Annotated in this window: 12 protein-coding genes; 1 reads left to right on the top strand and 11 read right to left on the bottom strand. The window is 63.2% G+C overall.

Going from position 1 to position 14,065, the window contains the following annotated elements; genetic code table 11:
* The 8 genes from O9X62_RS00385 to pepF all read right to left on the bottom strand — a co-directional run bounded on the left by O9X62_RS00385 (nt 1) and on the right by pepF (nt 10,839).
* Nucleotides 1-1,863, bottom strand: coding sequence for a bifunctional protein-serine/threonine kinase/phosphatase (locus O9X62_RS00385; protein WP_269530792.1), 1,863 nt, complete (start codon nt 1,861-1,863; stop codon nt 1-3).
* Nucleotides 1,864-1,881: 18 nt separating this feature from the next.
* Complete coding sequence (locus O9X62_RS00380; RefSeq protein ID WP_269530791.1) at nt 1,882-3,096, bottom strand: NarK/NasA family nitrate transporter; 1,215 nt, start codon at nt 3,094-3,096, stop codon at nt 1,882-1,884.
* Between the two features lie 376 nt (nt 3,097-3,472).
* Nucleotides 3,473-4,243 (bottom strand): type IV pili methyl-accepting chemotaxis transducer N-terminal domain-containing protein, encoded by a 771-nt coding sequence (locus O9X62_RS00375; protein ID WP_269530790.1) that lies wholly within the window; start codon nt 4,241-4,243, stop codon nt 3,473-3,475.
* Between the two features lie 111 nt (nt 4,244-4,354).
* Nucleotides 4,355-5,146: an ABC transporter ATP-binding protein gene (locus O9X62_RS00370; protein ID WP_269530789.1), complete on the bottom strand. Its 792-nt coding sequence runs from the start codon at nt 5,144-5,146 to the stop codon at nt 4,355-4,357.
* Nucleotides 5,147-5,549: 403 nt separating this feature from the next.
* Nucleotides 5,550-6,455 (bottom strand): nitrate ABC transporter permease, encoded by a 906-nt coding sequence (ntrB, locus tag O9X62_RS00365; RefSeq protein ID WP_269530788.1) that lies wholly within the window; start codon nt 6,453-6,455, stop codon nt 5,550-5,552.
* A 179-nt stretch (nt 6,456-6,634) separates the two neighbouring features.
* Complete coding sequence (locus O9X62_RS00360; protein ID WP_308446399.1) at nt 6,635-7,897, bottom strand: CmpA/NrtA family ABC transporter substrate-binding protein; 1,263 nt, start codon at nt 7,895-7,897, stop codon at nt 6,635-6,637.
* Between the two features lie 361 nt (nt 7,898-8,258).
* Nucleotides 8,259-8,834 (bottom strand): ANTAR domain-containing response regulator, encoded by a 576-nt coding sequence (locus O9X62_RS00355; protein ID WP_269530787.1) that lies wholly within the window; start codon nt 8,832-8,834, stop codon nt 8,259-8,261.
* Between the two features lie 118 nt (nt 8,835-8,952).
* The gene (gene pepF / locus O9X62_RS00350; RefSeq protein WP_269530786.1) at nt 8,953-10,839 is read right to left on the bottom strand and encodes an oligoendopeptidase F; all 1,887 of its coding nucleotides are present in this window, start codon (nt 10,837-10,839) and stop codon (nt 8,953-8,955) included.
* A gap of 314 nt (nt 10,840-11,153) precedes the next feature.
* On the opposite strand from pepF, the gene O9X62_RS00345 reads away from it, so the two are divergent.
* On the top strand, nt 11,154-11,750 hold the full coding sequence (locus O9X62_RS00345) for a C39 family peptidase (protein WP_269530785.1): 597 nt from the start codon (nt 11,154-11,156) through the stop codon (nt 11,748-11,750).
* Nucleotides 11,751-11,815: 65 nt separating this feature from the next.
* On the opposite strand, the gene ubiA is transcribed toward O9X62_RS00345, so the two are convergent.
* From ubiA to O9X62_RS00330, 3 genes are read right to left on the bottom strand one after another with little or no spacing between them, the layout of a single operon-like run.
* Nucleotides 11,816-12,697, bottom strand: coding sequence for a 4-hydroxybenzoate octaprenyltransferase (ubiA, locus tag O9X62_RS00340; RefSeq protein ID WP_269530784.1), 882 nt, complete (start codon nt 12,695-12,697; stop codon nt 11,816-11,818).
* Nucleotides 12,694-13,227, bottom strand: coding sequence for a chorismate lyase (locus tag O9X62_RS00335; RefSeq protein WP_269530783.1), 534 nt, complete (start codon nt 13,225-13,227; stop codon nt 12,694-12,696). The genes ubiA and O9X62_RS00335 overlap by 4 nt, the downstream gene beginning before the upstream one ends.
* 52 nt (nt 13,228-13,279) lie before the next feature.
* Complete coding sequence (locus O9X62_RS00330) at nt 13,280-14,011, bottom strand: ABC transporter substrate-binding protein (RefSeq protein WP_269530782.1); 732 nt, start codon at nt 14,009-14,011, stop codon at nt 13,280-13,282.
* Nucleotides 14,012-14,065: the final 54 nt, after the last annotated feature.

Raw genomic sequence — 14,065 nt, 5'->3', positions numbered from 1 at the left:
TCAGCTCCTGGCTTTGAGCCCCTCTCCCGCGCGCGAGAGAGGGGTTGGGGTGAGGGCGTTTGAACGGGCATCGGGCGTGGGCACAGCCCTCATTCCCGGCCCTTCTCCCGCGCGCGGGAGAAGGGAGACAGGCTCCTTCACCTCACGCGGAAGTGATGAGGGGACGCCGCTGGTCTGTGTCGCCACAGGCACCCCACTCACCAACAACACAAACAACAACAGCAAATTCAGACCAATCGACCCCAGCGCCACCGCCATCCACACCCGTCCCGGCGAGCGTTTGGCCAGCGGGCTGCGGCGGGCCACGTTGAGCGGCCGCGCTTCGCCCAGTTCCAGCGCCACGCGCAGTTCCTCGGCGGTTTCGAAACGGGCAGACGGGTCACGCGCCACGGCCTTGAGCAGCACGCTCTCGAACCAGGGCGGAATATCGGGGCGGTAGCGCGTGGGCGGCACCGGGTCGCCAAACGCGGGGGTCTGGAACGGCTCGATCTCGCCGTAGGGGTAGCGGCGTGTCAGCGCGTGGTAGAGCGTTACGCCCAGGGCATACAGATCGGTCTGCGCATTGGCGCGCTGGCCGTCGAACAACTCCGGGGCCAGGTAGCTCGGTGTGCCCGGCGTGGCGTCGTGCTCGGGGGTGATGCCGGGGCAGTAGGCCACGCCCAGATCCAGCAGGCGCACGCGGCCCTCAAGATCGATATGCAGGTTCTCAGGCTTGATGTCGCGGTGGACGATATCGAGCCTATGCAGGCTGCCCAGCGCGCGGCTCAGTCGCAGGCCTAGGCGGACGGCTTCGATGGCGCTGATGCGCTCGCCACGGGTTAGTTTGTCGGCCAGGGTTTCGCCCGGATACCAGCGCATGGCCAGCATCAGCCAGTTGCGCCCGCCGGTTTCCACCACTTCGGGCAGGTAGTGGCTGCCCACGCGTTGCAGCAGCCAGGTTTCCAGCAACAAGCCCTGGATCAGTTCGGCATCCTGGCCGGCCAGCTCGGTCAGGGTCTTGATGACCACGCGCTGTTGGCGGGCATCGACGGCCTGGTAGACCAGGCTGGCACGGGTTTCGGCCAGCAGCTTCTCAATGGTGAAGCCGCCCAGCTGCTGGCCCGGCTTGAGTCGCGGCGGAATTGCCAGCTTGCTTGCATCGGCCAGCTCGTCGATCAACTCGCTCTCGGGCACTTGCAGCACGCGTACGACCACGGCCGAGACATTGTCGCCAGCCTGCGCGGCCAGGGCCGCAGCCACCAGCGCATCGGCGGCGCGCTGCGGTTCGTCGTGCAGTTGCAGCAGGCGGTGGATGGCTACATCGCCAAGGCTGTCCCAGATGCCATCGCAGAGCAGGGCGAACACATCGCCAGCCAGCAATTCGCCATCACGGAAATCGAGCACCACATGCTTGTCGAGGCCCACGGCGCGCTTGAGCACATGCTGAAAGCCTTCGTGCTGCCACACATGGTCCTCGGACAATTGTTCGAAGCGGTCGGCCTGCATGCGGTAGAGCCGACAGTCGCCCACATGGGCCAGGGTAAAGCGGCGGCCGCGCAGCACCAGTGCGGTCAACGTGGTTGCCGCCGGCTCACCACCGCGCGACTGGCTGTTCAGCCACAGGTTCTGCGCGGTGATGATGCGGTCGATGGCATGCGCCGGCTCCCAGGTATCGGGCGTGGCGTAGTAATCCGCCGCCAAGCCGCGCACCGTGGCCTGCGCCGCCAGCTTGCCGTCGCCCGACTGGCTTACGCCGTCGGCCAGCGCCAGCAGCCAGCCCTTGCTCGCAGCCTGACCCGCCGGCGGCTCGATGGCCACCAGCGCATCTTCATTGCGCGGCTTGGGTCCGGTATCGGTGGCGGTGCCGATGGCGAGCTGGAGCATGCTGGCGATGTCCTGACCTTAAACCCGTGCGCCAGCGATATGCGCGGCACCCCAAGTCGTGCGCCAGCGTTGTTTCACCGACAGCAGACCTACCCAGGCAAACAGCGCCAGTGCAGCGAAGATCGTCAGGCCGAGGCTGTAGTCGCCTGTCATCTGTTTGGAGTAACCCAGGCCCGTGGCCAGACAGAAGCCGCCTATGCCGCCGGCCATGCCGACGAGACCAGTCATCACGCCGATTTCCTTGCGGAAGCGTTGCGGCACCAGCTGGAACACCGCGCCGTTGCCCATGCCCAGCCAGAGCATGCCGGCGACCAGGGCGCCCAGTGCCATCCAGGCTTGCGACAGGTTCAGCGACACCCCATACAGGCAGACGGCTGCCAGCGTGTACATCACGGTCAGCGAGCGGATGCCGCCGATGCGGTCGGCGACGATGCCGCCGATGGGCCGCATCAGCGAGCCGCCGAAGACGCACATGGCGGTGTAGAAACCGGCCTGCACCGGCTCCAGGCCGTACTGGTCGTTGAAGTAGACGGTCAGCGACGAAGCCAGACCCGAGAAGCCGCCGAAGGTCACGCTGTAGAAGAACATGAACCACCAGGCGTCCTTGTCCTTGAGCACGGTCAGGTACTCGCCCAGCTTCTTCGGCGGCGGGCAGTTCGGGCTGTCCTTGGCGAAGGCCAGGTAGACGGTGAACACCAGCACCAGCGGGATCAGTACCAGGCCGAATACCGTATTCCAGCCGAACATCCCGGCCAGCGTGGGGGCGAACAGGGCGGCGATGGCGGTGCCCGAGTTACCCGCACCGGCAATGCCCATGGCGGCACCTTGGTGTTCGGGCGGATACCAGCGCGAAGCCAGCGGCAACGCCACGGCGAACGAGGCACCGGCCACACCCAGAAAGACCGCTAGCACCATCACCTGCGAGAAGCTGTGTACGCCGGCCAGCCAGGCCACGGCCAAAGCGGCAATCACGATGACCTGACCAATCGCCCCGGCCATCTTGGGCTTGAGATGGTCGACGAGCACGCCCATCACCAGGCGCAATAGCGCGCCTGCCAGCAGTGGCGTGGCGACCATCAAACCCTTTTGCGCCGGGCTCAGGCCCAGATCACGCGAGATGTGCACGGCCAGCGGACCCAGTAGTACCCAGACCATGAAGGCCAGATCGAAGTACAGGAAGGCCGACAGCAGTGTCGGGGTGTGCCCTGCGCGCCAAAAAGAGGTCTTTGCCATCGTGTTTCCAATACCAAAGTCAGAAAGCCTGAAAACAAAAACGGCGTCCGTCCGGTGCATTGCACCGAAGGGACGCCGTTGTCCGGTATTCATTGCCAGCGCGGCCTTGCGCATGGACTGTGTGGGTGGGTGTTACGGGCCGTACTGCGCCATCACACCAAGTGCCGCCGAGGGTATCGGTACACGCCGTTGTGTACCCAGCCGTGCCGGTAGCGGGAGAATAGTTAGCAAGGGCTATGCCAGAGAGGGAGCGGGCTGCAAAGCCTGTCAGTACAAGGCATTGCCGCACGCGGAGGTGGTTGGTTGGTGCACGTTTCTGGTGCGCCGCACCATGCCGTGCACCGCAACAAGGCGCACTCAGCCTGCCCGTCGCCGCTCAGGGCCGTGTGGCGGGTAGCTTTTCATACATTGCCGTGATGTTGTTCATGGTTTCGAGAATGCGCTCACTGGTGGTGGCCACGTTGCGCCGATTGGTTTCACTGTCTTCGGTGGCCAGTGCCATTTCAAAGAACACCCATTGCTGGCGTGCCAGATCAAGCTCCTGGCGGATGCGTGGCGTGGTCAGTTCGGCGCTTTCCAGCCGGCCCAGGCCGGCCACGAATTCGTCTTGCGCCTGCTTGAGTGCGCCCAGTTCACGCTGCGTGGTCATCCCCCAGCTGCGGAACATATAGAGCTTGGCCATACGCTGGCTCAGCATGCGCTGGCGGCCGGCCAGGTTGACGAGTTCGGCCTGGCCCGTGCCCGCGTGCTGCTGCCAGGCCACGGTGGCGGCGTGGGCGACGGTGAGCAGCTGATCCGACAGCTGGAGTACCTGCTTTCCGGTATCGGGTGTGCTGGCCTTGCCCAGCAGCACGCGGTAGCGCGTCCACAGGCTGGCCAGTTCGGTATAGCGGGACTGGATTTCGCTGGTTGGCGCATGGCTGCTCAGGGTGCGTAGCTGCTGTTCGAACACCTGCATGGAGCTGCCGAGCACCTTCTGCGCAAGATAGGGCTCGATGTTCTGGCCTAGCTGGGCAAAGGCCTTGGCCATGCGCTGACTCAGCATGCGCTGGCGGCCGGCCTGGTTGATAGCATCAGCATCGGTGATGGTGGCAAAGGCGGGGCTGGCGAGGGTGCCCGCCAGTAGCAGGCTTATCAACAAGCGCATGGTGTGTCTCCCGGTACGGGCTGCGCAGGCGCGCAGCGGCCCGCAGGCCGGCGCGGGCACCGGTCTGTGAGCAGGTTGCAGGGGATGGTCGGCGCTGACCCGACGGCCAGATCAGGCCGCTTGGCGGACTTCGCGGCGGTAAAGGAAATCGAGCACCGCGCTGCGGCAAGCGTGGTAACCCGGGTCGTTTGCCAGGGCCAGACGTTCACGCGGGCGGGGCAGGTCCACGCTGAGGATTTCGCCGATGGTGGCGGCGGGGCCGTTGGTCATCATCACGATACGGTCGGACAGCAGCACAGCCTCGTCCACATCGTGCGTAACCATGATGGCGGTGGTGCCGGCACGTTCGACGATCTTGACCAGTTCATCCTGCAGGTGCGCGCGCGTCAGCGCATCCAGTGCACCAAAGGGTTCGTCCAGCAGCAGCACCTTGGGCTCGATGGCCAGTGCACGCGCAATACCGACGCGCTGCTTCATGCCGCCCGAGACCTCGTGCGGCATCTTGCTGGCGGCGTGGGCGAGACCCACCATCTCGATCGCGGCCTGGGTGCGTTCGCGCAGCTTGGCCTTGCCTTCCTTGGCACCGAACACGCGCTCCACGGCCAGGTAGATGTTGTCGAAGCAGCTGAGCCAGGGCAGCAGCGAATGGTTCTGGAACACCACGCCACGATCGGGGCCGGGGCCAGCGATCTCGCGGTTGTTACACAGCAGCACGCCCGAGGTTGGCTGCAGCAGGCCAGCCACCAGATTGAGCACGGTGGATTTGCCGCAGCCCGAGTGGCCGATGATGGAAACGAACTCACCCTCGCGGATGTCGAGGTTCACATTGCGCAGCGCCACGAACGGGCCTTTGCGGGTATCGAAACGCATGCCGATGTCTTGCAGTTGCACGAATTTGTCCATGTTTTCGCTCCTGATGCAGAAAGTGAAACGTCGTCCCTGTGGTGCTCCTCGCTTCAGCGAGGCTCCCTCGCGGCGGCGAGGGCGGGGGGAGTGGGATCGATCAGCGATAGTTCGTTGAATCAGCCTTGGTCGTTGAGCACCCGGCTTTGCCGGGTGAGGCGCTGCAGCTTATGCAGCCACTACTGGTGGAACTCTCGATAAAGGGTCAGGGGTGGAGAGCAGGGCGCTTGGCGGCTGTATTCGCGGCTTGCGTTGGGGAGTTGCCCCGCTCTCCACGCCTGACCCTTCACAGGTCAGGCAGGGTGGTGAGACGTCCGCGTCAGCTTCCCGGCTGCCGCCGCGACGTCGCCACCCCGTGTTGCTCCATCCACTTCTTGTTGTAATGCCTTGAACCGTGGTGGCCTCAGTACTGGAAGCGCTTGGCCAGCAGCACCAGCGCCTGTTCGAGCAGCAGACCGACTATGCCGACCACAAAGATCGCAATCAGGATGTGTTCGACATTGAGGTTGTTCCACTCATCCCAGACCCAGAAGCCAAGGCCCACGCCACCGGTCAGCATCTCGGCCGCCACAATCACCAGCCAGGCCACGCCGATGGCAAGGCGGATGCCGGTGATCATGCTCGGCAGCACGGCCGGAAACAGGATCTTGGTGAAGACTTTCGATTCGGGCAGGTTCAGTACGCGCGCCACGTTCAGATAGTCCTTGGGTACCTGCGATACGCCGGCGGCTGTGTTGAGGATCATCGGCCAGATACTGGAGATGAAGATCACCCAGATCGAGGCCGGCCCGGCGGCCTTGAACACCATCAGGCCGATCGGCAGCCAGGCCAGCGGGCTGACCGGCCGCAGCAGGCTGATGATGGGCGCGAGCATCTTGCTGATGAACTCGAAGCGGCCAATGATGAAGCCGGCCGGAATCCCGATCAGTGCCGCCATGCCGAAGCCCATGCCCACGCGGGCCAGCGAATGGAGGATGTTCCAGCCTATGCCCTGGTCGTTGGGGCCGTTGTCATAGAACGGATGGGCAAACAGCTCGACAGCCGAAGCCCAGGTCTTGGCTGGGCCGGGCAGGCCGGGACTGTACAGCGAGACGGCCTGCCACAGCAGCACGAACAGCGCGAGGCCGAGGACGGGCGGGAAGGCTTCAAAGGCCAGCCAGCGGCCAGCTTGCTGTAGCCAGAGATTACGCGCCGCGCCGGGCTGCACGACTTCGAGCTCGGGCGGTGCGGGGGTGGGGCGGTGACGTTTGGGTGAAGCGGCCGCTGCGGGTGCTTCGGGCAGTGCGGCATTCATTGCGGCGGTTTGCATGGATAGCTCCTCAATTCAGGCACGTATTAGCCCCTCTCCTCACGGGAGAGGGGTTGGGGTGAGGGAGCGGCGCTTGTTTATTACGCGGATGGTCATTTAACCGGCGCCCCCTCACCCTGCCCTCTCCCAGGGGGAGAGGGTTCCAAACCATTGACGTTTCGGGTTCGTGCTACCCGCCATCAAGCCCCGCGAATCTTGAACCCCGCCGCATAAGCCGCCGGGTTCTTGCCATCCCACACCGTGCCGTCAATCAGCGTGCTCTTGCGCATCGGGTCCTTGGGGACGCTGACGCCGAGTGCCCGCGCCGCATCGCTGTAAATGTCGATCCGGTTCACGGCCTTTGCCACCGCCAGGTAATCGGGGTCGGTCTTCAACAGTCCCCAGCGTTTGTGTTGGGTGAGGAACCACATGCCGTCCGACAGATACGGGAAGGTGACCTTGCCGTCGTTGAAGAACTTCATGTAGTTGGGGTCGTTCCAGTTGCGGCCGTGGCCGCTCACGTATTTACCTTCGAGGCGCTGGTCGATGATGTCGACCGGGCAGTTCACATAGCTCTTGTCGGCGATGGTTTCGGCCACTTTCTGGCGGTTGGCCATCACGTCGATCCAGCGCGAGGCATCGAGTACGGCCATTACCAGCGCGCGGGCGGTATTGGGATACTTGGCGGTGAATTCGGCCGTGCAGCCCAGTACCTTTTCGGGATGGTCGGTCCAGATTTCCTGCGTGGTGGCGGCAGTGAAGCCGATGCCGTCGGCTACCGCGCGGTTGTTCCACGGCTCGCCCACGCAGTAGCCATCCATATTGCCCACGCGCATGTTCGCCACCATCTGCGGCGGCGGCACGACGATGGTTTTCACGTCCTTGAGCGGATCAATGCCCTGCGTGGCCAGCCAGTAGTAGAGCCACATCGCATGCGTGCCGGTGGGGAAGGTCTGCGCAAACGTGTATTCGCGCGGCTCGGCCTTCACCAGTTTGGCGAGGCTGGCACCATCCTTCACGCCTTTGTCGAGCAGCTGTTTTGATAGCGTGATCGCCTGGCCATTATTGTTCAGCGTCATCAGGACATTCATGTCCTTTTTGGGGCCGCCAACACCGAGTTGCACGCCATAGATCAGGCCGTAGAGCACATGGGCGGCATCGAGCTCGCCATTGACCAGCTTGTCGCGCACACCGGCCCAGCTCGCCTCCTTGCTGGGGATGATCTTGATGCCGTACTTCTTGTCGAAGCCCAGCACCGCGGCCATCACGATGGAGGCGCAATCGGTCAGCGGAATGAAGCCGACCTTGACCTCGGTTTTTTCGGGCACGCCCATCTTGGTATTGCCGGCCGCACGCACGGCAGGAGAGAGCATCGACAAGATCGGCGTGGCGCTTGCGGCACCGACGCCCATCATGAAGTGGCGACGACCGCTGGAGGCGATGGCGGGATTCTGGTCTTTCATACGGCACATCCTCTCGATAGCTGAATCAAAAATCGGTGGGCATAAAAAAACGACGTCCTGCGGTTGCCTGAGGGCAAACCGAAGGACGTCGTTGTCCGGATTCTGTGGGCACGGCGTTGTGCCCGGTTTTCACTGCTGGCGTCGCCCAACCTTGGGCTGCGCTTGCCTTGTTGGCGTTGCAGCAACCGTGCCAGCACGGCTATTTTGCTGCTGATTTACGCTAATTCATTGACGCGTATGGCTATTTTCGCATTTCATCGGACTGCGACTGGCGTTCGCTCGGCACAATCTGCTTCTGTTGCAATGCACCAAGCTGTATCAGGCCGTACCAAGCTGGTGCATTACCGCCTTGTCGGACACCTCAGCCCAGCAGTTCGGCCGCCGCAATGAACTGCTTGGCAACGTCGCTCAGGCGTTGCCCGCGCGCCATCGCGGTCTTGCGAAGCAGGTTGTAGGCATCGTCCTCGCCCAGCTGTTTGTGCTTCATGATCAAGCCCTTGGCGCGTTCGATGAGCTTGCGCTCATCGAGCTTCTGTTCGGCCTCGGCGAGGCGGGTGCGCAGCGCGCGCTCTTCGTCAAAACGGGCCAGCGCCACCTCGATGACCGGTGCCAGTCGGGCTGTGCTCATGCCATCCACTACGTAGGCGGTAACGCCGGCGCGCACGGCCGAGCGGATCAGTTGCTGATCGCCATCCTGGCTGAACATCACCACAGGACGGGGCGCTTCGCTGTTCATCACCGCCAGCTGTTCCAGCGTATCGCGCGTGGGGGACTCGGTATCGATGATCACCACATTGGGGCATTGCGTTTCCACGGCCTTCAGCAGCGCCTGTGGCGTAGCCACGCTGTCCATGACCTCGTAACCCAGCTGCAGCAAGGCCTCGCGCAGTTCAGCGATGGGCTTTTCGGTGTCGTTGACGAGCAAAATGCGGAGCATGCGCGGGCCGGGTATATATAACCGGTATCACCTTCAGCAAGTCCTGTGCCACGCCTTGATGCGGGCAAACAAAAAGGGCAGACCCTGCGGTCTGCCCTTTTGATGCGCTGGCTGGCTTTTACTTGCTGGCGAGCACGGCGTCCATTTGGTCCATCAGGCGATCCATGCGCTTGATGATGGCGCGGTAAGGATCGGGTTTGGCCATGTCGAGGCCGGCCTTCTTGACGATCTCGTATGGATCGGCCGAGCCGCCTGCCGAAATCATCTCGAAGTAACGATCCCGCATTGCCAGATCGCCCTTGGCAATGCCTTCGGCAAAGTAGGCCGCGGCGCTGATCGAGGTGGCGTACTGGAACACGTAGAAGTCACGGTAGAAGTGCGGGATGTAAGCCCACTCGACGCCATAGGCATCTTCGATCTTCATCACGCCTTCCTTGTGGCCGTGATAGCGCTTGAGCAGATCGAGGTACATCGCGCTGAGCTTGTCGCCGGTGAGGGCGTCGCCACGCTCGATGGCCTCGTGCGAGAGCAACTCGAACTCGGCGAACATGGCCTGGCGGAAGAAAGTACCGCGCAGGGTTTCCAGTTGCTGACCGATGGCGAAGATTTTCTCGGCACGCGTCTTGGCGTTGGCGATCATGTAATCGGCCAGCAGCATTTCGTTGGTAGTCGAGGGAATCTCGGCCACGAACAAGGCGTAGTCGGCGTTCGGGTAAGCCTGTGCGCGGTTCGAATACACGCTGTGCAGCGCATGGCCCCACTCGTGGGCCAGCGTGGAGACGCTGTCGTAGCTGCCGTTGTAGCTCATCAGTACGAACGGGTGCACATCGTAGGCCGAGCCGTTCATATAGGCACCCGAGCGCTTGCCACGCTGCGGCAGCGAGTGCATCCAGCCACCGTTGAAGCCGGCGCGCAGCTCTCGGGCGTAGTCCTCACCCAGCGGCTTCACGCCATCGAGGGTGAGTTGGGCGGCTTCATTCAGCGAATACTCGCGCGGCGGCTTGGCCAGCGGGACGTAGATGTCCGAATAGCGCAGGTCTTTGAGGCCCAGCAGCTTCTGGCGCAGCTTGAAGTAGCGGTGCAGCGTGGGCAGTCCGGCGTTGGTCTCGGTGACCAGGGTGCGGTAGACCGACTCGGGCGTGTTGTCGAAGGACAGCGCGGCGGTCAGCGAGCTGCCATGGTTGCGCGCCTTGGCCTGGAATACCGTGCCTTGCAGATGGCCGGTGTAGGTGGCGCCGAAGGTGCGCTCGTAAACCCGGAAGGCTTTCCAGAAGGTATCGAATACCTGCTTACGCACCTTGGGGTCGCGGTGATCGCGGTAGGCCACATAGCCTTCCTGATCCAGCGTGACCTTCTTGCCCTCGATGGTGATCGTGGGCCAGGGGATGTCGGCATTGGCCAGCAGGCCGTAGATATTGCTGGCGGCCTGCAGCGGGGCATTGGCCGCGGCCAGGATGGCCTCTTCCTTCTGGCCCAGCGTATGCGGTGCCAGACGCAGCGTGGTCATCAGGGTATGGCGGTAAACGCCCAGCTTGGGTTCGGCAGCCAGAAAGCCATTGATCTTGTCGGCCCCCAGCGCGTTGAGTTCGGGCGCGATCCAGGCGGTGGCTTCGTTGTAATCGTTGTACAGATTGGTGGCGAGCTGATCGCGCGCCTGGTTCTCGGCCACGCGGGTGTCTTCGTCCGACTTCATGCTGGCGTAGCTGTACAGGCGCATCAGGCGCTTCTGGATACCGGAGCGGAAATCCAGCGCGGCGAGCAGGGCGGCGGCGTCACGGCCCAGCGTGCCTTTGTAGGCTTTCAGCGCAGGCAGCTCGGCGGCAATGGCCTTGCGCTCGGTCTCCCAGCTTGCATCATCGGCATACAAGTCTTTGAGGTTCCAGACGGTCGCGACATTGAGGGTTTCTGCAGACTTGGCGGCAGCAGGCGGTGTGGGCTGATTGGCAGCGTAGGCGGTGGTCACCGCCAGCATGCAGGCGGTCAGCGCGGATAGCGCTCGGCTCATGGGTTGTCTCCCTGGTTTGAGAATGTGTCAGGCCCGCAACATCAGGGTGAGCGCGGTATCTCCCCCGGCGAGCGCCGCGGCGATTCTACGACCGCATGGGGCAAGGGGCCGAGCTGCATGCGACGAGCCGTTGTTTTCGCGCATGAATGGCAAATTGCTTCGCTGTCGTATTTGGAAAGCGCGGTTTTGCCGTTCTCGCCTGTCGGTGGCAGGAAGGGCAGGGCAATACTCAGTCTGGCCCATGGCGCTGCCTCCCTGTCGTCTCGGGCCAGCAAAAGGACTTTCTGCCTTTCAACGACTATCGGAGCAACACCATGATGCTATTGCAACGCTGTGTGAAGCTGCTGTGCCTGTTGTCCCTCGCCCTGACCGTCCGTGCCGCCCCCCCTGCCGATGTGCCTTACTGGTCCCAGCTTGATAACCAGTACGAACCCCTGGCAACGTGCAGCATTACATCCATGGCCATGATCACGGACTTTTTCAACCTTACAGATCCCGAACAACTGAACCGGCGCACGCCGGATTATCTGTATGAGCGCTTTGGCAAGCGGGGTGATGTGGCCAGCCTGGCGGCCGTGTTCAACACCATTGCGCAGGAGAAGGGCAGCCCGCTGCGCGACAAGGGCTATGTCAACGGCACCATCACGCAGTTGCAGCAACTCGCTGCGGCAGGCAAACCCACCATCATTCACGGCTGGTTTACCGCTTCGGGACATATTCTGGTGGTGACGGGTTATGACGGCCAGAACTACACCGTCAATGATCCCTACGGGCAGTGGAATGGCAAGAAGTTCGGCGGCTACGACACCAGCGTATCGGGCAAGGGCCTGAAATACAGCAAGCGCAATTTCGAGCGTGTCATTACCGACAACGGTCGTGGCACCGACTTGTGGCTGCACGTCTTCGAATAAGCACGGGCAAGCTCAGGGTGGCCGCGGGAGCAAAGCCTGCCCGGCCACTCTCCGACCCAACCGGCTCAGAACGGGATAGCCAGCCAGTAATCCATGGCAATGCCGGCAAAGGTCGCGGCGCCCACCCAGTTATTGTCCAGAAAAGCCTGAAAGCATTTCGCCCGATCCCGCCCGCGGATCATCCGGTATTGCAGGGCAATCAGCACGGCGGCGGCGGTGAGCCCCACGTACCAGAAGACCCCGCGGTGCAATAGCCAGCCGATCAGCCCCATACCGAGCAGGAACAGGCCATGACAGATCATCACGGCTTCGGCATCGAAGCGGCCAAAGGTGATGGCGCTGGTCTTGATGCCGATCTTCAGATCGTCGGGCTTGTCCACCATCGCATATTCGGTGTCGTAAGCCACCACCCAGAACAGGTTGGCAACCACCAGATACCAGGCGTACGCCGGTACCGTGTTCTGGAAGGCGGCAAAAGCCATCGGAATGCCGAAGCTGAAAGCAAGCCCCAGATACGCTTGGGGAATCGGCAGGAAGCGCTTGGTGAACGGGTAGGTGCCCGCCAGCAGCAGTGCCGGCACCGACATCCACCAGACCAGGGGGTTGAGGGGCAGGATCAGCAGACCTGCCGAAAAGGCCAGGCCGCCGGCCAGTAGCAGGGCTTCGCGCTTGCTGACCCGGCCGGTGGCCATGGGGCGGTGCTGGGTGCGCTCCACCTTGTCGTCAAAATCACGGTCGGCATAGTCATTGATCACGCAGCCCGCCGAGCGCATCAGCACCGTGCCGAGGATGAAGATCCACAGCACCATCAGGTCCGGGCGACCGCGACTGGCAATCCAGATACCCCATAGTGTGGGCCAGAGCAGGAGCAGGATGCCGATGGGTTTGTCCAGCCGCATCAGCTTTTCATAGGCGTCGAAGCGGTCTTTGAGCTTATCGAGGTTCATCGCAGGGTCGCAGGCAGGAAGACTTCAGTCACGAGGATACGCGCGTTGAACAGCTCGAATCGCGAGCGGCGCGCCCAAAGGCGGGCGGGCAGGGGACCAACGGCAGCACTGGCACGTCGGTACAGCGTATGGCGGCGATCCAGGCCACGAAACGCGAGCTGACTGCGTTGCACCCTGGGGTTGGCAAACAGGGTGGCACCAAGCGGCTTGGTGCCTTGCCGGCGGATGCTGCCAAAGCCGTGCATCAAGGCCTCGCGCGGCATCACCGAGTGGGCGAAGACCAGCGGCGTGTCGCCACTGAGAAGCACCACTTCACGCACCACGGCGAGCGCCGGCCGTGGCATGCCCAATGCCTTGAGCTCATCGCGGCAAGGCATGGCGTAATGCTGGCGCAACAGGCGCACGCGGAAATCCGGAAAACGGGCAATCAGGCGGGCCGTGAGTGAGCCCGGATGGACCAGCCAGTCGTGCAGCGCGCGTGGCGCCCGGCTGGCGGGATGACTCCAGCGGTGGCTGGCAATATGCGGCATGACGCGATCAGCGGTTGGCAAAGGCGCAATTATGCCACCGGCTGCCGTAGTGCTACTGCCAGCGCGCTTCAATCCGCGCGTACTCGCCGCGCTTGCGCAGGCGGGTGAGTCCCTCGTCAAGCAGCTGGCTGGCGCGGGCGGCATCGGCGTGCTTGCGCGAGAACGATACGTAGATATCCGGTTCGATCAGCGTGCCCACCAAATGGATGCGGCCACGCAGGCCGGGATGCTCGCGCAGGATGGCCGCCACGATGCGGTCATAGACCAGGGCGTAATCCACCCGGCCGGCGGCAAGCTTGCGGAGCGCGTCCAGATCGGACTGGCCGACATCACGTCGCATGGTTGGGTCGCCATCAAAGGCCGCACCGTAGTCGTAGCCATTGGTAATGGCGATGCGCTTGCCGCGCAGACGGTGGATATCCACTTCGCCTTGCGGCATGCCGTTACGGGCATAAATGCCGATGCGGCCCCGAAACAGCGGCTGCGCGTGCCAGCGATACTGCTGCTCGATCAAGGGGTTACGCAAGGTGTTGAAACACCCCGCCAGTCTACCCGCCTGGGTCAGCTTCATGCACCGTGCGTACGGGAGTGGCTGCAACCTGACCTGAATGCCGACCTCGGCATAGGCGGCACGGACCAGCTCTACCGCCATGCCGGCGGGCTGGCCTTCGCGCAGTGCGGCATAGGGATACCAGTCATCCTCGGCGCCCAGCAGCAGAAGCGGTTGAGCCAGCACAGCCGGCAAACCGAACACAAACAACAGGAAGCGCAGCCAGAACCCCATGTGCTTGTTTTAGCTTATGAACCGGCAGATCGGAGGCTGGGTGCCCGGATATAT

This window comes from Chitinimonas sp. BJYL2, from assembly GCF_027257935.1.
In the GTDB taxonomy this organism is placed as follows: Bacteria; Pseudomonadota; Gammaproteobacteria; order Burkholderiales; family Chitinimonadaceae; genus Chitinimonas.
The sequence above is the reverse complement of the archived record's forward strand: the minus strand, read 5'-3'. Positions and strand labels throughout refer to the sequence as shown.